General features: G+C 51.7%; 20 protein-coding genes. 2 read left to right on the forward strand and 18 right to left on the reverse strand.

What is annotated here, in order from left to right; all coding sequences use genetic code 11:
- Positions 1-143 precede the first annotated feature (143 nt).
- The 7 genes from KNP71_RS06770 to infC form a co-directional block, all read right to left on the reverse strand.
- On the reverse strand, positions 144-890 hold the full coding sequence (locus KNP71_RS06770; protein WP_021065646.1) for a TrmH family RNA methyltransferase: 747 nt from the start codon (positions 888-890) through the stop codon (positions 144-146).
- Between the two features lies 1 nt (position 891).
- The gene (locus tag KNP71_RS06775) at positions 892-1,971 is read right to left on the reverse strand and encodes a M42 family metallopeptidase (RefSeq protein WP_021065645.1); all 1,080 of its coding nucleotides are present in this window, start codon (positions 1,969-1,971) and stop codon (positions 892-894) included.
- Positions 1,972-1,994: 23 nt separating this feature from the next.
- Positions 1,995-2,477, reverse strand: coding sequence for a dUTP diphosphatase (locus tag KNP71_RS06780; protein ID WP_029595195.1), 483 nt, complete (start codon positions 2,475-2,477; stop codon positions 1,995-1,997).
- Between the two features lie 23 nt (positions 2,478-2,500).
- Entirely contained in the window at positions 2,501-2,755 is a 255-nt protein-coding gene (locus KNP71_RS06785; protein WP_021065643.1) for a hypothetical protein, read from the reverse strand.
- Positions 2,756-2,841: 86 nt separating this feature from the next.
- Complete coding sequence (gene rplT, locus KNP71_RS06790) at positions 2,842-3,201, reverse strand: 50S ribosomal protein L20 (RefSeq protein ID WP_021065642.1); 360 nt, start codon at positions 3,199-3,201, stop codon at positions 2,842-2,844.
- Positions 3,202-3,229: 28 nt separating this feature from the next.
- Positions 3,230-3,424, reverse strand: coding sequence for a 50S ribosomal protein L35 (gene rpmI / locus KNP71_RS06795; RefSeq protein ID WP_021065641.1), 195 nt, complete (start codon positions 3,422-3,424; stop codon positions 3,230-3,232).
- Positions 3,425-3,454: 30 nt separating this feature from the next.
- Complete coding sequence (gene infC / locus KNP71_RS06800) at positions 3,455-3,985, reverse strand: translation initiation factor IF-3 (protein ID WP_021065640.1); 531 nt, start codon at positions 3,983-3,985, stop codon at positions 3,455-3,457.
- Between the two features lie 338 nt (positions 3,986-4,323).
- On the opposite strand from infC, the gene KNP71_RS06805 reads away from it, so the two are divergent.
- Entirely contained in the window at positions 4,324-4,533 is a 210-nt protein-coding gene (locus KNP71_RS06805) for a hypothetical protein (RefSeq protein ID WP_029595194.1), read from the forward strand.
- A gap of 51 nt (positions 4,534-4,584) precedes the next feature.
- On the opposite strand, the gene KNP71_RS06810 is transcribed toward KNP71_RS06805, so the two are convergent.
- The 8 genes from KNP71_RS06810 to KNP71_RS06845 all read right to left on the reverse strand — a co-directional run bounded on the left by KNP71_RS06810 (position 4,585) and on the right by KNP71_RS06845 (position 12,739).
- Entirely contained in the window at positions 4,585-5,448 is an 864-nt protein-coding gene (locus KNP71_RS06810) for a DUF1002 domain-containing protein (RefSeq protein ID WP_029595193.1), read from the reverse strand.
- 113 nt (positions 5,449-5,561) lie between these two features.
- Complete coding sequence (gene thrS, locus KNP71_RS06815; protein WP_214830378.1) at positions 5,562-7,499, reverse strand: threonine--tRNA ligase; 1,938 nt, start codon at positions 7,497-7,499, stop codon at positions 5,562-5,564.
- 312 nt (positions 7,500-7,811) lie between these two features.
- Positions 7,812-8,726 carry a primosomal protein DnaI gene (gene dnaI, locus KNP71_RS06820; protein WP_029595191.1) on the reverse strand — a complete coding sequence of 305 codons (915 nt, stop codon included), beginning with the start codon at positions 8,724-8,726 and terminating at the stop codon, positions 7,812-7,814.
- A gap of 5 nt (positions 8,727-8,731) precedes the next feature.
- Positions 8,732-10,084 carry a DnaD domain protein gene (locus tag KNP71_RS06825; protein ID WP_029595190.1) on the reverse strand — a complete coding sequence of 451 codons (1,353 nt, stop codon included), beginning with the start codon at positions 10,082-10,084 and terminating at the stop codon, positions 8,732-8,734.
- Between the two features lie 42 nt (positions 10,085-10,126).
- Entirely contained in the window at positions 10,127-10,594 is a 468-nt protein-coding gene (gene nrdR / locus KNP71_RS06830) for a transcriptional regulator NrdR (protein WP_021065634.1), read from the reverse strand.
- Positions 10,595-10,606: 12 nt separating this feature from the next.
- On the reverse strand, positions 10,607-10,978 hold the full coding sequence (locus KNP71_RS06835) for a hypothetical protein (RefSeq protein ID WP_029595189.1): 372 nt from the start codon (positions 10,976-10,978) through the stop codon (positions 10,607-10,609).
- Between the two features lie 111 nt (positions 10,979-11,089).
- Positions 11,090-11,476: an adenosylmethionine decarboxylase gene (speD, locus tag KNP71_RS06840; RefSeq protein ID WP_029595188.1), complete on the reverse strand. Its 387-nt coding sequence runs from the start codon at positions 11,474-11,476 to the stop codon at positions 11,090-11,092.
- Between the two features lie 231 nt (positions 11,477-11,707).
- Positions 11,708-12,739 carry a glyceraldehyde-3-phosphate dehydrogenase gene (locus tag KNP71_RS06845; RefSeq protein ID WP_029595187.1) on the reverse strand — a complete coding sequence of 344 codons (1,032 nt, stop codon included), beginning with the start codon at positions 12,737-12,739 and terminating at the stop codon, positions 11,708-11,710.
- A 155-nt stretch (positions 12,740-12,894) separates the two neighbouring features.
- On the opposite strand from KNP71_RS06845, the gene KNP71_RS06850 reads away from it, so the two are divergent.
- The gene (locus KNP71_RS06850; protein WP_029595186.1) at positions 12,895-13,377 is read left to right on the forward strand and encodes a site-2 protease family protein; all 483 of its coding nucleotides are present in this window, start codon (positions 12,895-12,897) and stop codon (positions 13,375-13,377) included.
- A gap of 17 nt (positions 13,378-13,394) precedes the next feature.
- On the opposite strand, the gene coaE is transcribed toward KNP71_RS06850, so the two are convergent.
- The 3 genes from coaE to polA are packed head-to-tail and all read right to left on the reverse strand — an operon-like array spanning position 13,395 to position 17,455.
- Positions 13,395-14,000 (reverse strand): dephospho-CoA kinase, encoded by a 606-nt coding sequence (gene coaE / locus KNP71_RS06855; RefSeq protein ID WP_029595185.1) that lies wholly within the window; start codon positions 13,998-14,000, stop codon positions 13,395-13,397.
- A 12-nt stretch (positions 14,001-14,012) separates the two neighbouring features.
- On the reverse strand, positions 14,013-14,837 hold the full coding sequence (mutM, locus tag KNP71_RS06860; RefSeq protein ID WP_029595184.1) for a DNA-formamidopyrimidine glycosylase: 825 nt from the start codon (positions 14,835-14,837) through the stop codon (positions 14,013-14,015).
- 20 nt (positions 14,838-14,857) lie between these two features.
- The gene (gene polA / locus KNP71_RS06865) at positions 14,858-17,455 is read right to left on the reverse strand and encodes a DNA polymerase I (protein WP_131471295.1); all 2,598 of its coding nucleotides are present in this window, start codon (positions 17,453-17,455) and stop codon (positions 14,858-14,860) included.
- Between the last annotated feature and the right edge of the window lie 56 nt (positions 17,456-17,511).

The following is a 17,511-nucleotide window of genomic DNA, read 5'->3' on the forward strand; positions in this document are numbered from 1 at the left end:
AGCGCCGCCCAAGGCATCGGCTCGCAGTCTCGGCCCATGCTCCCTGTACTCGTTCGGTAGTTCGCGTACTATGCTCTTTCAACGTCTATTCATTATTTTGTTCGATGTAATTAACCTATCACGATTCGTCAGTGCTGACAAGGTTATTGTAGCGCAATCCGATACATGAGAATACCGGCCGCGACGGCCGCGTTCAACGATTCGGCATCGCCGAGAACCGGGATATGGACACGCGTGTCACACAAGTCGAGCACGTCTTGATGTACGCCTTGTGCCTCGTTGCCGATGACGAGCGCGACCTTCTCACTAAAATCGACTTGCTCGTACGATGTCGCTTTCGCGAGAGCCGTGCCGTAAATCTGGAAGCCTTCGCTCTTCAATTCAGGCAACGTCTCGAGCAAATCGACCGAGCTCACGTTGACGTGGAACAAGGAACCTTGTGTCGCGCGCACGACTTTGGCATTGAACGGGTCGACCGTCCCTTTGCCGAGAAGGACCGTATCAAAGCCGGCCGCGTCCGCCGTCCGAATCATCGTCCCGAGGTTACCTGGGTCTTGGATGCGATCGAGGACAAGCACATGTTTCATCTTTCGTTCGACCGGGGCCATCTTGACGACAGCGAACACACCTTGCGTTTTCTCTGTCTCTGACAATAAGTCAGCCACATGGTCGGATAGTTCGAGGACAGGCATCTCATCAAGGCGCCATGATCCTTTCGGGGTATACGACTCCCCCATAATCAGCTGGACGAGACGTCCGGCACGGATGGCCTCGTCGACCAAATGCTCGCCTTCGACCAAAAATTGTCCGGACTCTTGTCTGCCTTTTTTCGTCATCAAACGCTTTAAGCGCTTAATCGTCTCACTTTTCGTAGACGTGATTTTCGTCATATTATCCCTCTTTCAACCATTGAACCGTTTCGTGATCGAGTCGTTTCGTGAGCGCTACGACCAAATCGACGGCTGCTTCATAATCTGCTTTGTGAATGATTGAGACATTCGTATGCAAATAACGGACCGGTACCGTGAGCGCGACGGCCGGCATCCCGACACCTGCCAAATGGAAGCGGCCAGCGTCCGTTCCACCGCCCGGCGTCAAATCCAATTGGTACTTGATGTCGTTCTCTTTCGCCACTTCGACGATCAAATCGATGAGGCGCGGGTTCGTGATGGTCGTCGCATCGAAGAAGATGACTTGAACGCCTTCCCCGAGTTTCGACAATCCTTCTGCCGGTGTCATCCCTGGTGTATCTCCAGGAATACCCGTATCGACGGCGATGGCGACGTCCGGTTTGACCAAGTTGGCAGCCGTGACGGCACCGCGCAACCCGACTTCTTCTTGGACCGTCGCTCCAGTAAAGACAACACCCGGAACTTCGTCGTCTTTCAATCGTTTCGCCGCCTCGATGGCGATGGCACAACCGATTCGGTTATCCCACGCTTTGGCCATCAAGAAGTCTTCATTTTTCATGACCGTGAACTCACAGTGCGGGACGACCGTATCGCCCGGGCGAATGCCCCACTCCGCGACTTGATCTTTCGACGTCGCACCGATATCGAGGAACATGTCTTTAATCTCGACAGGTTTTTTGCGCGCCTCGAGCGGAAGCACGTGCGGCGGTTTCGCACCGATGACTCCAGGGATTTTTTCGCCTGAGCGTGTGACGACGTCCATGCGTTGCGCGAGCAATACTTGGTTCCACCAGCCACCGAGCGCTTGGAAACGTAAGAAGCCCCCTTCTTCGATTCGTGTCACCATGAAGCCGACTTCATCCATATGGCCGGCAATCATGACACGCGGTCCATCCGCGTTGCCCGTCACCCGTCCAAACAGACTGCCTAACCCGTCTTGTTCGAACGCTTCCACGTGAGGCTCCAAGTATTCGCGCATCAATGAGCGGACTTCTCCTTCATTTCCCGGGACACCGGTGGCATCCGTCAAGCGTTTCAGCATATGTAATGATTCGTTCATGGGACATCGCTCCTTCGTTTCGATTAGTAACCTTGATTTTGTCGCTCATGGTTCTTTTCATTTTTTGCCATATACGCCATCACCATCAACTCTTCGTTGATGCCGAGCGTATAGCCAAGTTCGAGATAAGCCGCCATCAGCGTCTCGTACATCGGTTCCGTCTTCGACAAACCAAAGTTCGTCACTTTGCGGAACACGTCTAAAAAAGCGTCAGTCGCATCAAGATACGAGCTACCTGCTGGGAACGAATCGCGTTCATACCCGAGGGCAAGACCGAGCGACAATAAGAAATGAATGCCGTCGACATACTCTTCTAAGATCACGTCTTGAGGCGACGGGCCCTTCGTTGACCAAAATTTAAAGCTACGGGTCTCATTGGCGAGTTCACCGAGTTCGACGAGCAAAGCGAGTAGCCGCTCATCAAATTGGTTCCCGGATAGTTGATGTTCTTCTTTGATCCGCTCATCTAATTCACGCTGCCGATCAAATAATGTTGTCCAGTTCACCGGTTGCTCCTCCTATTCTGCATTCAAAGCAGTACTAAAATCATTAAAGACCAGCCGACTGCCAAAATCAATACTTGTATTTGAACGCTTTTTGGGGCATGAACCGCCTTTTTCCGCGTCAAATGAAGCCCGAACAGAGCACCGATCGCACCGCCGGCATAAGCATATAAGACGTTAAAATCACCTTCGCCGAGCGTGTACCGTTTCGCCTGCAAATAGGTGTAGACGTTCAAGACGATGAGTGCCAACGCGACGATGGCCAAAACAGATGGATTCATAGTCCGCCCTCCTTATCTTAAGTTTAAGGAATTAATCAGAAAAAAGAAAGCGCCGAGATAAGGTCTCGGCGCTGTCGATTGAACGATTACGCGTTCAATTTTGATTTAGCTGTATCAGCAAGTGACGCGAATGCCTGTGCATCTGTCACAGCAAGCTCAGCAAGCATCTTACGGTTGATGTCGATTCCTGCAAGCTTGAGGCCGTGCATCATACGGCTGTATGAAAGACCGTTTGTGCGTGCTGCCGCATTGATACGTGTGATCCAAAGACGACGGAAATCACGTTTCTTTTGACGACGGTCACGGTAAGCGTACATGAGTGACTTCATGACTTGTTGTTTTGCTACTTTAAATAGAATGTGTTTCGAGCCAAAATAACCTTTGGCAAGCTTGATTTGCTTTTTACGACGTTGACGAGTCGTATAACCGCCTTTTACGCGTGGCATATGGTTTCCCTCCTAAATTCTTTCTGTATTACTTCGCGATCATGTTGCGAATGCGTTTGAAGTCTCCAGCTGAGACGATAGCACCTTTACGGAGCTTACGTTTCGCTTTAGTCGATTTGTTACCAAACAAGTGACTTGTGTAAGCGTGTGAACGCTTGAGTTTACCTGATGCAGTACGTTTGAAACGTTTAGAAGCACCACGGTGCGATTTCATTTTCGGCATGAGTATTTCCTCCCCACTATGACTCGATGATTAATCTTCTTTCTTCGGAGCCAGCACTAAGAACATGCTGCGTCCTTCCATCTTCGGCTTTTGCTCAACTGTTGCCAAGTCGGCACATTCCGCCGCCAATTTTTCCATGACGCGTCGGCCGATTTCCGAGTGTGTGATGGCGCGTCCGCGGAAACGGATTGACGCTTTCACTTTGTTACCATTTTCAAGGAATTTGCGAGCGTTACGCAATTTCGTTTGGAAATCGTTTTCCTCGATTGTCGGGCTGAGGCGCACTTCTTTCAATTGGATGACCTTTTGGTTTTTACGCGCTTCTTTCTCCTTTTTCTGGAGTTCGAAACGGTATTTTCCATAGTCCATGATTTTAGCGACCGGTGGGTTAGCTTTGTCGGCGACCAAGACGAGATCGAGTTCAGCCTCTTCTGCTAAACGTAATGCTTCATTACGCGATTGCACACCGAGTTGTGCACCGTCCGCTCCAATTAAGCGAACTTCACGGGCACGAATGTTTTCGTTGATAAAGAGCTCTTTGCTAATGGTTAGCACCTCCATCGTGCGGTTGCACGAGTTTTAGATTGATAAGACAACATGGCAATAAAAAAAGCGTCGGCAGTTTCCCGCCCACACATCATTTCGGAGACAGCAGAGACCAAGGCTCGACTGCTTCACGTACATGATGGACCTGACCGAATCTGTTCGGACGAGGTGAGAAGCGGGCGCTTCTGCTTTGTTGTATTTAATCACTATGTCATCTTAACACCAATAGGATTAAGATGTCAAGAATTCGCGCATGAATAATTGGTAGCTCACACTTTTATGATGATAACAGTCATTTCGCTGTTTCGCAATACCTTTTGCGAGGGAATAAAATAAAAAAGGAGGGATGGACCGTGTCTTGGAGAAAGCACGTGAAAGACGACCATGACTATCACGACCAAATCAAACACATCGTACAAGAGACGATGCGCCACCATGAGGTGAGTGATGCCAAGCTTGAAGCGGTGTTGACGGACTTATTAGAAGAAATGAACCGCATCACGTTGAAGATCGTCGACGACCATGAGTCCGCTCGCGACTATATCCATAAACGATGGTATTAAAAAAGGGCGCTCGCCCTTTTTTAATACCATCTGTCATGTGGTCAACATCAATCAATTCGTCAACGACTTGAAGAAATTGCTGAGCGCCTCGAACAAACGAGCGAAGAAGCCTTGGACTTCCTCGGTCTCGAGGAACGCCTGGACGTCTTGACCGGCCCCTTGTAGCCCGTTGCTAATCGCTCCCCAATCCAGATTCGCTTGTTGCATGTTCTCGAACAGCGTCGTCAATTGCGTCAACTGCGTATCGGACAATTGGACGTTGTTTTGATTCAACACTTGGATGACGATATCGCGAATCTCGATGTTCGTCTCCGGTGCCTTGTTCGCAATCTCAGCTTTAATCTCGTTCATGAGACCGGCTACGTCTTCTTGACCGACCGTCTTCCCGATTTCAGACGTGACGGCCAGTTCTTCCTGCGCCAAGTCTTTCCGCTCCTCGGACAATTGAATGCCTGTCTCGGCCGCCGTCTGATCGTACGCTTTCATAATGCCCGTGAGCGCCGACGTCCCGGTGACGCGAATCGGTGACGTGATATAAATGTCGGCATCGGTGACACCGGCGGTCACGAGTGCGTTCGCATACATATCTTCGGTGACCCATGTCACGTTTTCCGTTTTAATATCGAGACCTGTCCCGTCAGTCAGTTTGATGCGGGCTGATGAATACATGCCCCCGCCGCGCTGCGCTTGTGGGACGGCATCCCCTAAATATTTTTCTTCATCGGCCACGGTTGTGATAATCGGCTCAATCCCGGCCGGCGCCTCGACTCGTTCGAGCACCCAGTCTCGTTGGCTGGCCGATAATGATTCGCCGAGTGTGACGATTGTATCATCGACGATGGCTTCTGCGTTTACTTTTGGAATCATGCTTGTCGCGACGACTGAACCGATCGTGAGCGCCACTAATGGTTTCATATAATTCAAAATGAATCACTCCTTTCTTCTACCTTACGTCTCCATCCCTTGTTCCGCATCCGTCTTGAGACCGAAAAAAACGACCACCCTTCCGGTGAAGGATGGTCGACCGATTAACGTGAACGGTTCGCGATTTCGTCTGTGAGGGATGACAAGAAGGCATCGAGTGTGGCCGATACTTGTTCTTGCTGTCCGTAGCGACGGATGTTGACCGCACGCTCATCTCGTTCTTTATCACCGAGGACAAGTGTCATCGGGATTTTCTTCATCTGGGCTTCGCGGATCTTATAGCCGAGTTTTTCGTCACGGAGGTCCGTTTCGACACGGACGCCGCGCTTGACGAGCTCTGCCTTCACTTCTGCGACATATTCGTCGTGGACGTGCGAGACAGGGATCAATTTGACTTGGACCGGTGCGAGCCATGTCGGGAACGCCCCTTTATATTCTTCAATCAAGTAAGCGACGAAACGCTCCATCGTCGAGACGACACCACGGTGAAGGACAATCGGACGATGATCTTTGCCGTCTGGTCCTGTGTACGTCAAGTCGAACCGCTCAGGGAGCAAGAAGTCGAGTTGGACTGTCGACAATGTCTCTTCTTTGCCGAGCGCCGTGCGGACTTGGACGTCGAGTTTCGGTCCGTAGAACGCCGCTTCACCTTCCGCTTCGAAATAAGGGAGACCGAGCTCATCCATCGTCTCTTTCAATTGACGTTGGGCCGTTTCCCAAATCGCATCGTTGTCGAAGTACTTCTCTTTGTCGGCCGGGTCACGGTATGACAAGCGGAAACGATAATCTTTAATGCCAAAGTCGGCGTACACTTCTTGAATCAAGTGGACGATATCTTTGAACTCTTGCTTCATCTGCTCCGGTGTGACGAACGTATGCCCGTCGTTCAACACCATGTAACGGACGCGTTGGAGGCCTGTGAGCGCCCCTGACATCTCGTAACGGTGCATACCGCCGAGCTCAGCGATGCGAAGCGGGAGTTCGCGGTATGAGCGCGGCTCATGTTTATAGATCGTCATGTGGTGCGGACAGTTCATCGGACGAAGGACGAGTTCTTCGTTGTCCATCTCCATTTTCGGGAACATATCGTCTTGATAGTGATCCCAGTGACCCGATGTCTTATACAGGTCGACCGAACCGAGGACCGGTGTGTAGACGTGCTGATACCCGAGCTCGAGCTCTTTGTCGACGATATAACGTTCGACCGTACGACGGATCGAGGCACCTTTCGGGAGCCACATCGGCAAACCTTGGCCGACTTCTTGCGACACGAAGAAGAGATCGAGTTCTTTCCCGAGTTTGCGGTGATCGCGCTCTTTCGCTTCTTCCAATAGACGCAGGTGCTCCGCGAGTTGTTCTTTCGTCGCGAACGCCGTTCCGTAAATCCGCTGAAGCATTTTGTTGTCCGAGTCGCCGCGCCAGTAAGCACCGGCCACACTCATCAACTTGAACACTTTCAATTTCGATGTCGATGGGACGTGCGGTCCGCGGCACAAGTCGAAGAATTCGCCTTGATGGTAAATCGTGAGCGTCTCGCTCGCCGGGATATCTTCAATCAATTCGATTTTGAGTGGGTCCCCGAGCTGTTTGTAGCGCTCGAGCGCTTCGTCGCGCGAGACGACTTCGCGTGTGATGTCCAAGTTCTCGTCGACGATTCGTTTCATCATCTTCTCGATTTCTGGAAGGTCTTCCTCGTTGATGCGGCGATCCATCTCGATGTCGTAATAGAACCCGTTCTCGATTGTCGGTCCGATGCCGAGGTAGATGCTACCTTCTTCGCCGTACAACCGTTTGATGGCTTGGGCCATCAAGTGGGCTGACGAGTGGCGCATCAAATCGATACCGTCTTCTGAGTCGGGCATGACGAGCTCGATTTTACCGTCCTGTTCAATCGGACGACGGTAATCGATCATCTCACCATCGATTTTGGCGGCGATTACTTTTTTACGAAGTCCTGGACTGATTGAACCTGCTACTTCTTCTGCTGTGATGCCGGCCTCAAACTCTTTGACGGCCCCATCTGGAAATGTCAATTGAATCATGTGTCAACTTCCCCTCTCTACATTTAAAAGAAAATAAAAAAAGCCCATCCCTATGAAAGGGACGAGCTTTGATTCTCGTGGTACCACCCTCGTTCCCAAGCGATCCGCTTGGCTCGAACACACGATAACGAGTGTGAATCGCCGCACGATTGACCCGTACGGTGCTCTGAGGGAGTAAGGCGATCGGCGTGTTTAGGAAGCTCTCACCAGCCTTCCCTCGCTTTGAAACCCGTTACGACGTCTCATGTCCTCTTCAATGCATCGGTTATATGCTTATTAGTATAGTCAACTCGTTCCAGAAATACAATCCCTTTACCGCCGTCGATTCTCACCTTTTAACTCGATTTGCGTCGTCGTCGTCGAGATGCGTTGCATGAGCCGCTGCGCCTTCATTTTGTTCTGTGGCGAACCGTCGATCGAGAAATGGGTCTCGAGCTCTTCTCCGCTGAAGTTCGAGCTGTAAAGCGTCGGCAAGCGATGCATCATGCGATACTGCAAAATAATGCCGAACAGTTCATCCCGTACCCACGGACTGATCGCCTCGGCCCCGATGTCATCAATCAATAACACCGGCACGTGTTGGAATGACGTCAAAAACGAATCGAACGAGTCGGTCCGGATTTTCCGTTTCGCTTCCGAGACGAATCCCGGGGCGTGGACAAGGATCGTCTCGATGTCCGCCACTTTCAGCTCATTAGCGATCGCCGCGAGCAAGTACGTCTTCCCGACGCCGAAGCTGCCGTGAAGGTATAAACCGTTCACTTTTTGGCGGGTCTTCATGCCTGAGACGAACCGCATCGATTCACGGAGTGCGATTTTACGGGCATCATCGGACCAGTCGAACGATTCAAAGCTCGCCTCTCGCACTTCTTCCGGCAAGAATAGGCTCTTGAACTTCCGGTCCATCTCTTTTTGGCGCCGTGCTTGACGATGCTTCACCGTCTCTTCATAACGGATTGCGATTTGACCGAGGTCGACATAGAGCACTGGCTGATGGCCCGGGATGACGGCTTGCTCCTCGATGAGCTTCTTACCGTCCATCTGTTCCGCATATTCACTGAGCTTCGTAAAGCCGACCTCGACCGCCGTCTCGTCTAACTCCGGATGTGCCTTTAAAAAAGCGACGACTTCTGGATGTTCGAGGGTGCGCCGGCGAATCGATTCGTACGCTTCCCGCACTTCTTTCCGGTTCATCATTTGGGCGAGCGTTTGATTGATGCGTTCCATGTCCCTCATCCTTTCTCTTTCAATTCATTCAACAGCTTAACGAGTTCCGCGTCGTCTGGGACCGATGCCTCGAGCTCTTGTTTTCGTTTTTGATCGTACGTCCGTTGCTCTTTCGCCTCGTCTTCGAGCCATTTTGGCATCTCGGTCTTGTCTTTGCGTCTCGAGCCGACGGTCGTCCGCTGTTGCACATTCTCCCGTTTCTGCTGTTTCTTCTCGATGAGCGCATCTTGTGTCGCTTCTTGTTCCAACGCGTCTTTGGCGTTTAAATAGCCCGCCGTCTTCCAACTCGTCGCGATCCGCATGACATAGTTCTCACTGAGCCGCGTCTGCTTCTTCACTTCGATACAGTAATAGAACAATGCATTGATGACACTTGGCGCGAGCCCGAGCGTATCGACGAGATCGATAATGAGTTGCTCGTCACTCTTCGACAGTTGTGGCGTCTTCCGTAACGTCGACACGTATTGATGCGGATGCGCTTCTTCCATGACCGTCACGTCATGCAAATCACCAATTTCCGCCTTTTCGATTTCATCTGACTTTACTTTCCGATGCCGTGTCTGTTTCTTCTTCAACTGCAGCACCATCTGGCGGCAGCCGTCGCGCTTCTCTTGCTCGCTGAGCGGGAGATACGCCTCGTGGACGAAATACTCCTTCAACATCTCGGCCATCGTCTCTTCATCGATTTGGGAGACATAGGCGAGTTTCGTAATCGTCTCATCGAGCTTCTTCGTGAAGAAACCGACGGGGAAGTTCGTCAGTTTTTTGACGATTTCCATATCGAACGTATAGTTGATCTCGATTTTTGCGCGGTCGGGTTTCTCGTAGTTCTTTTGGGTGAACGCCATGTGATTCACACCTTTGACGTCGAACACTTCATTAAAGTCTTTCGTCACCTCGATAATCCCGGCCGGCAATGGATCAATCGTGAATCGTCCTTGCAACTGTTTGAAGCGGACTTCCCCGACTTTATAGAAGAGAAAACTCGACAACAGTCCGTCGTTCAAGAACGTATGGGGTGCGAGCGGGACACGCAGTTGATACACGTACTGGGTCAAGCGCTCGTCTTTCGTCTTATATGTCCGGACGAGACCAATCGCCTCGAGCCGGAACAGACAGTCCGTCAGCTCGTTAATCGAGTAGTCGAGCATCTCACAGAGCGCGCTGTGCGACATATAGTTCGATTTCATCTTTCCGGGTTTCAGCTCGCTCCAAAGCGTCTGATACATCGCGAGCGCCTTCACGCCGATGACCGGCTGATATAAGTGATACAACGACTGATACGACTCGCGATCGATGAGCCCGGTGCTCATAATCAACAGTTCGTCAGTCCCGTACAGGATTCGTTCTTTTTCCATGATAGGTCTCCCCTGAAAAAAGGCGACCAGCAGGCCGCCCCTCTAGTTGGTCGATTTTTCTTGCTTCATTAAATCTTCAAGTTCTTTAAAGAACACAGAGATATCTTTGAACTGGCGATAGACGGACGCGAAGCGGACGTAGGCCACTTCATCGACACGTGCCAATTCATTCATCACGAGCTCACCGACTTGTTCACTCGGAATCTCCGATTGGCCAAGGGCCCGTAGCTGCTGTTCGACTTTCGTGACCACACCTTCGAGTTGTTCCAGCGTGACCGGACGTTTCTCGCACGCCCGAATAATGCCGCGAAGCACTTTCTCCCGGCTGAACTCTTCCCGATTCCCGTCTTTTTTGACGATGATGAGCGGGGTCTGTTCGACCGTTTCAAACGTGGTGAAGCGATAGCCGCACTCCTCGCATTCGCGACGGCGACGAATCGAATAGAAATCTTGTACTGGTCGGGAGTCGAGCACTCTCGTTCCATTATGATCGCATTTAGGACAACGCATGCTCAGCCCTCCTTATCGTTCGACAGATTGATTCCCGATGGCGCGGAGCGGGAATTTCACTTGCAGCGCCTCATAATATGTGGTGACGATTTGACCAAGGTCCGGCCCGAGCATCTGATCCCGGTTCAACGTGAAGTCGACAGCCGTACGTCCGCCATCCACTTGAATGACTGTCGCCAGCGCGTCCCAGCCGTCGCCGTTAAACGCCACTTCGCCCCGGTCTGTATCGACACGGCGAACCGTTTGTCCTTGTGCCTCAATTCGTTCGCGGAGCCACGTGAGCACGGCGGTCGGCGATGCTGCCACGTAACGTGTGCGCAGCGCCTCATTTTTATGCGAATCGTCCGTCTGGACATGTGTTTGAAACTTATCCAATAATCCCATTATCCACCTCGACACCTTATTTATATAGGTTAAGCATATCAAAATTAAGCGGTTAACAAAACAATTAAAAGGGCTGACCGAAATTCGGCCAGCCTCAAAAGGTCAATCTGATTATTTGCTGATTGCAACTTGCGCTTCCGGAACACGAATCGGTCCCATTCCGCGATCAAGTTTCACGTCCTCACGAACTTTTGCTTCCAAGCCTTCCGCGATGTACTGCGAAGCTGTGGCCGGATCGATTCGGTCCCCACATGTGAACACATCGACTGATGCGTAGCCATGCTCTGGGAAACTGTGAATCGTTAAGTGTGATTCTGAGATGATAACAACTCCACTTACACCGTGTGGCGCAAATTTGTGGAAAGCGACTTCGCGGACTTCAGCGCCCGAACGAAGTGCTGCATCGACGAACAAGCGCTCGATGTAGTCGATATCGTTCAATTTGTCGGGATTGCACTCCCAAAGTTCTGTAATAATGTGACGTCCCATAGTATCCATATTAGTGGATCCCCCTTTACATCAATGGTCTCAAAGTAGTTGATGTTCACTCACTTTGTGCCTGAATCGCCCACAACCACGGGGGCAAGTTAGTCCTAAGAGGTCCTAACCCTTTAAGTTGCGTTTGTCAGACCAATTGAAGTTCACGAGTTAGAGTGTATCGTGTTTGGGACGTCGATACAAGACATTTGTTTCAATTCATTAAAAATATTTTTGTGTAAATATATTTTTTCAAACGCGGGTTTCTTGTTGACCGATTTGTAAGTAGCTCGCGACCATATCCAACAAGTCGACGACACGGCACGAATAGCCCCATTCGTTATCGTACCAGGCGAGGACTTTGACGTGATTGCCCCCGAGCACCATCGTCGAATCGGCATCGATAATCGATGAACGTTCATCCCCGTTGAAGTCGATGGAGACGAGCGGTTCGTTCGAGACACCGAGGATGCCCGTCATCTCTCCGTGAGCCGCGCGCTCGAACGCCTCGTTCACTTCATCGACCGTCACGTCACGGTGCAACTCGACGACGAGGTCGACGAGTGAGACGTTCGGTGTCGGTACGCGAAGTGCCATCCCGTTCAACTTCCCTTGCAATTCAGGCAAGACGAGTCCGATGGCTTTGGCAGCCCCAGTCGAAGTCGGTATAATGGAACTACCACAAGCGCGAGCGCGCCGTAGGTCTTTATGCGGATTGTCGATATTGTTTTGATCATTCGTATAGGCATGCACGGTCGTGACGAGCCCCGTCTCGATTCCGAACGTCGAGTCCAATACTTTAACGACCGGACCGAGACAGTTCGTCGTGCACGAGGCGTTCGAGATGACGTGATCGTGCTCCGGTAAATAATCACGATCGTTCACCCCCATGACAATCGTCCGCAGCTCCCCTTTTCCTGGTGCCGTCAAAATAACTTTCTTCGCACCTGCCGTCAAATGTTTTTTCGCCCCGACATCTGAATTAAATTTACCAGTCGCCTCGATGACGATTTCAACCCCGAGCTCATTCCACGGCAACCGCTCCGGATCACGCTCGGAGACGAGCATGATTCGCTTCCCATCAACTTCAAGCGCATCCCCATGCGCCCGGACCGTGAGTGTGAACGGTCCGTGGACCGTGTCGTGCTTAATCAAGTGGGCGAGCGTCTCCGCCGGATAACTCGCATTGATGGCGACCACGTCGTGACGCCCTTCGAGCATCAATTTTCGGAACACCATTCTCCCGATTCGACCAAATCCATTGATTGCAACTTTCGTCCCCATGTAAAGTCCCCCTTTTTTCTGCGTTACGACACCATTATAACGGAAAAATGGAAGCGTTTTCACTATGAATCGTCACATTTCTTTCACTTTTTTACAGTTTCAGATTTGAAAAAGAGGGAAATTTGGTGAAGAGCTTGGAAAGGAGCTAGGACAGCATGTTCGATTGGACCGATTTAGACAAATTTATCATCTCGTTTTTCATCATTTTGCCGATAGTGACGATTATCCATCAATTCGGCCATTTCTTCTTCGCGAAACTATTTGGGGGTTCGCTCGATATGGAGATTGGGACCGGTAAGAAATTATTCAAAGTCGGGCGCCTGCAATTCAACCGTGTCTACTTCTATGACGCGTGGTGTCAGTTCAGCGACTTGAAATATAGTAACCGCTTGACCCGGAGTCTCGTCTACGCGGGCGGATCCATCTTCAACCTATCGAGCATTTTGATCGTGAACGCCTTCATTTTGATGCGTGAGATTGAACCGACGCTCTATACGTATCAATTCGCGTACTTCTCGTTTTATTACGTGTTCTTCTCGCTCTATCCGATTTATTATTCGAACGGTCATCCAAGTGACGGCCGAGCCATCTTCGATACATGGAAGAAAGGCCGACCGGACTCAGACCCATTGAACTGAACAAAAAAAGAAGGCGCTCAGTCGCCTTCTTTTTTCATGTCTTCAAATTGTTCGACGAGGCGGGCCACTTGGGCCGACAAATCGCCTAAGGCACCGTTGTTGTTGATTAAAAAATCAGCCTGTTGCTTCTTCTCTTCAATCGGCATTTGGGCATGGATGCGCGCGAGCGCTTCAGCTTTCGTCAAGCCGTTCCGCTCCATGAGGCGCATCAGCTGAATCTCCTCCCGACAATAGACGACGACCGTATAATCGACGAGGTCCCGCATCGTCCCTTCGAACAAGAGCGGGATGTCGAAGATGACGACCTTCTCGCCCGCCGCCTCATAGCCACGCATCTCCTCGAGCATCTCCTCGCGGATGGCCGGATGCATGAGTTGATTCAGCAATTGACGTTTGGCATCATCATGGAAAATCTCACGTCCGAGCGCCTGACGGTTCAATGCGTCGCCCGAGAAGCATTGTGGGAACGCCTCACGAACGGCCGCGAACGCCTTGCCTCCCGGCTCGATGACGATCCGCGCCATTTTATCGGCATCGATAATCGGGATTCCTTGTTTTCGAAACAGACGGGATACGGTCGACTTCCCTGTCGCAATTCCACCTGTCAAACCAATCTTCAACATCGTGTCCACCTCTTACTGTTGGCAGTGCGGACAGTAGTGCGTGCCCCGTCCGCCCAATTTCATCTTTTCAATCGGTCGGCCGCATCGTTTACACGGCTCACCGGTCTGACCATATACGTAGAGCGTCTCTTGATACGTTCCGCTCGCCCCATCCGGATTCGTGTAGCTTCGGATTGTGCTCCCGCCGCGCTCAATCGCTTCAGTCAACACGGCCACAGCTTCTTGATGCACCAAGCGCACCTCGTCAAGCGAGAGCGAGGCCGCCGGGCGCGTCGGATGGACCCCGGCCCGGAACAACGTCTCATCGACGTAAATGTTGCCGAGACCGACGAAAATCGACTGGTCGAGGAGTGCCGTCTTGATGGCACGGACATTCATCCGCTTCAAGCGGGTGTGGAGCGTCTCCGCCGTCACTCCCGAATCGAACGGTTCAAGTGCGAGTAGCGACAGCGGCGGTGTCACATACAACTCGTCATTCGTCTTCAGTTCCATCGTGCCGAACTTTCTGACATCATTGTAATGAAGCGTCGTCCCGTCCGTGAACGTGAAGACGACGTGCGTATGTTTGACCGGATTGACCATTTCGTCATGTGGGAAGAATTTCCCTTCCATTCGGAGATGCGAAACGAGATATCCGTTCGTCAATTTGAACAAAATAAATTTCCCCCGTCGCTCGACGTCTTGTATCGTCTCGTCGAGCAACTGTTGTTTCCAAATCTCCGGTTCGTGTCCCCGAATGATTTTCGCGTCGAGCACTTCGACATTTGCAATCGTTTTTCCGGAGACGAACGGTCGCAATCGGCGACAGACCGTCTCCACTTCTGGTAATTCAGGCATATTGATTTCCTTTCTCGCTCTTATTTCGTGTCGAACCACGTCTCACCAAACGAACCGTCCGCGCGGAGCGGGACATCCAAGGTGATTGTGTGCTCCATCGCTTGCTTGACGATTTTTTCGAGCGCTTCCGTCTCTGCTTTCGGTCCTTCGAAGATGAGTTCATCGTGGACTTGAAGCAATAGTTTCGAGCGTAAGCCCGATTCGCGGAGCGCCACATCGACGTCAATCATCGCTTTCTTGATAATATCGGCTGCCGTCCCTTGAATCGGCGTATTGATGGCCGTCCGTTCGGCGAAACCGCGCAAGTTGAAGTTGCGGGAATGGATGTCCGGGATATTGCGGCGGCGTTTCAACATCGTCTCGACGTAGCCGTGTTCCCGGGCCCGTTCGATGGCGGCATCCATGAATCGTTTCACTCCTGGGAACTGCTCGAAGTACGTATCGATGAACGTCTGCGCTTCTTTTCGGCTAATGCCGAGGTTTTGCGACAGCCCGTAATCACTAATGCCATAGATGATTCCGAAGTTGACCGCTTTCGCTTGGCGTCGCATGAGCGACGTCACTTCTTCTTTGGCGACCCGGAACACGTTGGCTGCCGTCGACGTATGGATATCCTCGTCATGCAGGAACGCCTCGAGCATCTTTTCATCTTGCGACATGTGGGCCATGATGCGGAGTTCGATTTGTGAGTAGTCGACCGCATAGAGCACCCAATCGGATTCGCTCGCCGTGAACGCCTTACGAATCCGGCGCCCTTCTTCCAAGCGAATCGGGATGTTTTGCAAGTTCGGGTTGACCGACGATAATCGTCCCGTCTGCGTCAACGTCTGCGTGTAACGGGTATGGATTTTCCCGTCGTCCTTGATGACTTTCTGTAACCCCTCGACGTACGTCGACTGCAACTTCCCAAGTTCGCGGTAATGCATGATATGTTCGACGATCGGGTGGAGTGGTGCAAGCTTCTCAAGCACGTCCGCCGCCGTCGAGTACCCCGTCTTTGTCTTCTTGACCGGCGGCAACGCCAGCTTCTCGAACAAGATGACGCCGAGTTGCTTCGGTGAATTGATATTGAACGCTTCACCGGCGAGACTGTGAATTTCGGTCTCGAGCTGAAGCAGGCGTTCGCGAAGATCGTCTTCCATCACCTTCAACGTCGCCACATCGACATGAATCCCGGCCCACTCCATCTCAGCGAGCACCGAGGCGAGCGGTCGTTCCAAATCCTCATACAGCGATGTCTGCTCGTTTTTGACGAGTTCGTTACTGACGTTGACGAACAACGTCAAGATGGCCATCGCCTTCTCCCCGAGGTGCTGGTCGAGGACGTTTTGATCCGGCACGTGCAGTTTGGCACCTTTTCCGTATACGGCCTCGTCTTCCGGCAACGCATATTCGAAATGGGCGGCAATCGAGTCGAGCGTCGTCCCGCCCGACAAGTTGAGCAAATAGCCGGCGACGAGCAAGTCCTCGTAGCCTCGAAGCGACACGCCGTGGCGCTTCAGTTGAATGATTGTCTGTTTCGCATCGAGACAAATCGTGGCCCGGTCTTCATCCGCCAGCCACTCGCGGACAGTCGAGACGTCTAAGAGCGACACGTCGCCGACGGTCACTCCGGCTTTTGAAGCGATGGCTACGCCGATGACCGGTTCTTCGAAATAATCGTCGCGAAGTTGTTCGAGGAAGAGGACCGCCTCTGTCAAATCTTGCTCGTCAATCCCGATGTGGTTTACGTCACGCACTTCCACGGCTTCCTCGCTCGACGCGTCGAGACTCAGTTTCCCGAGAAGCGACTTGAACTGCAGGCTCATGAACAGCGGCTTCACTTTTCCAGCGTCATACGGATGGAACGTGAGCTCGTCCATGGTGACGTCAATCGGCACGTCGGTATAAATCGTCGCCAATTGTTTCGACATGAGCGCTTCCCGCTCGTTCGCCTCGACCTTCTCTTTTTGTTTCCCTTTCAGTTCATGCGTATGTTCATATAGGCCTTCCACAGAACCGTAAGCTGTGAGTAATTTGAGGGCCGTCTTTTCACCGACACCGGGGATACCCGGAATGTTGTCGGATTTATCGCCCATCAGACCTTTCAAATCAATCATTTGAAGCGGACTCAGTCCCTCATACCGCTCGTTGAACGCCGCTGCGTCCATCGTCTCGACATCAGTGATGCCGCGCTTCGTCAAATAGACGGTGACACGGTCGTCAATCAACTGCAGTAAATCCTTATCACCAGTGACGACCGTCACTTGGTCAAACTCAGTATTTTTTGAAAGCGTCCCGATGATGTCATCGGCCTCGTACTGGTCGAGTTCGAGCACTTTGATACCGAACGCCTCGCAAATCTCACGAACGATCGGGAATTGCTCTCGAAGCTCACCCGGTGTCTTTTGCCGTCCACCTTTATAGTCGGCATACGTGTCGTGGCGGAACGTCTTTTTCGACGCATCGAACGCGACCGCGAAATGTGTCGGCTGTTCGTCTTCCATCAGCTTCAATAACATCATCGTGAACCCGTACACGGCGTTCGTGTTCCGACCGCTCGCATCCGTCATCGGAGGCAACGCGAAAAAGGCACGATACGTGAGTGAGTTTCCGTCAAGGAGTAGTAGTTTATTCATTGGACAACCTCCATTCTATCTGGTTCCATCATATCATACGGGTACATGCGTTCGAA

The organism is Exiguobacterium sp. s56 (genome assembly GCF_018618255.1).
Taxonomy (GTDB): domain Bacteria; phylum Bacillota; class Bacilli; order Exiguobacteriales; family Exiguobacteriaceae; genus Exiguobacterium; species Exiguobacterium chiriqhucha.

Coding starts and splice junctions, on each gene's coding strand:
- KNP71_RS06770 (WP_021065646.1), bottom strand. CDS start 890: ATGACGAAAATCACGTCTACGAAAAGTGAGACGATTAAGCGCTTAAAG.
- KNP71_RS06775 (WP_021065645.1), bottom strand. CDS start 1,971: ATGAACGAATCATTACATATGCTGAAACGCTTGACGGATGCCACCGGT.
- KNP71_RS06785 (WP_021065643.1), bottom strand. CDS start 2,755: ATGAATCCATCTGTTTTGGCCATCGTCGCGTTGGCACTCATCGTCTTG.
- rplT (WP_021065642.1), bottom strand. CDS start 3,201: ATGCCACGCGTAAAAGGCGGTTATACGACTCGTCAACGTCGTAAAAAG.
- rpmI (WP_021065641.1), bottom strand. CDS start 3,424: ATGCCGAAAATGAAATCGCACCGTGGTGCTTCTAAACGTTTCAAACGT.
- infC (WP_021065640.1), bottom strand. CDS start 3,985: ATGGAGGTGCTAACCATTAGCAAAGAGCTCTTTATCAACGAAAACATT.
- KNP71_RS06810 (WP_029595193.1), bottom strand. CDS start 5,448: ATGAAACCATTAGTGGCGCTCACGATCGGTTCAGTCGTCGCGACAAGC.
- thrS (WP_214830378.1), bottom strand. CDS start 7,499: ATGATTCAATTGACATTTCCAGATGGGGCCGTCAAAGAGTTTGAGGCC.
- dnaI (WP_029595191.1), bottom strand. CDS start 8,726: ATGGAACGCATCAATCAAACGCTCGCCCAAATGATGAACCGGAAAGAA.
- KNP71_RS06825 (WP_029595190.1), bottom strand. CDS start 10,084: ATGGAAAAAGAACGAATCCTGTACGGGACTGACGAACTGTTGATTATG.
- nrdR (WP_021065634.1), bottom strand. CDS start 10,594: ATGCGTTGTCCTAAATGCGATCATAATGGAACGAGAGTGCTCGACTCC.
- KNP71_RS06835 (WP_029595189.1), bottom strand. CDS start 10,978: ATGGGATTATTGGATAAGTTTCAAACACATGTCCAGACGGACGATTCG.
- speD (WP_029595188.1), bottom strand. CDS start 11,476: ATGGATACTATGGGACGTCACATTATTACAGAACTTTGGGAGTGCAAT.
- KNP71_RS06845 (WP_029595187.1), bottom strand. CDS start 12,739: ATGGGGACGAAAGTTGCAATCAATGGATTTGGTCGAATCGGGAGAATG.
- KNP71_RS06850 (WP_029595186.1), top strand. CDS start 12,895: ATGTTCGATTGGACCGATTTAGACAAATTTATCATCTCGTTTTTCATC.
- coaE (WP_029595185.1), bottom strand. CDS start 14,000: ATGTTGAAGATTGGTTTGACAGGTGGAATTGCGACAGGGAAGTCGACC.
- mutM (WP_029595184.1), bottom strand. CDS start 14,837: ATGCCTGAATTACCAGAAGTGGAGACGGTCTGTCGCCGATTGCGACCG.
- polA (WP_131471295.1), bottom strand. CDS start 17,455: ATGAATAAACTACTACTCCTTGACGGAAACTCACTCACGTATCGTGCC.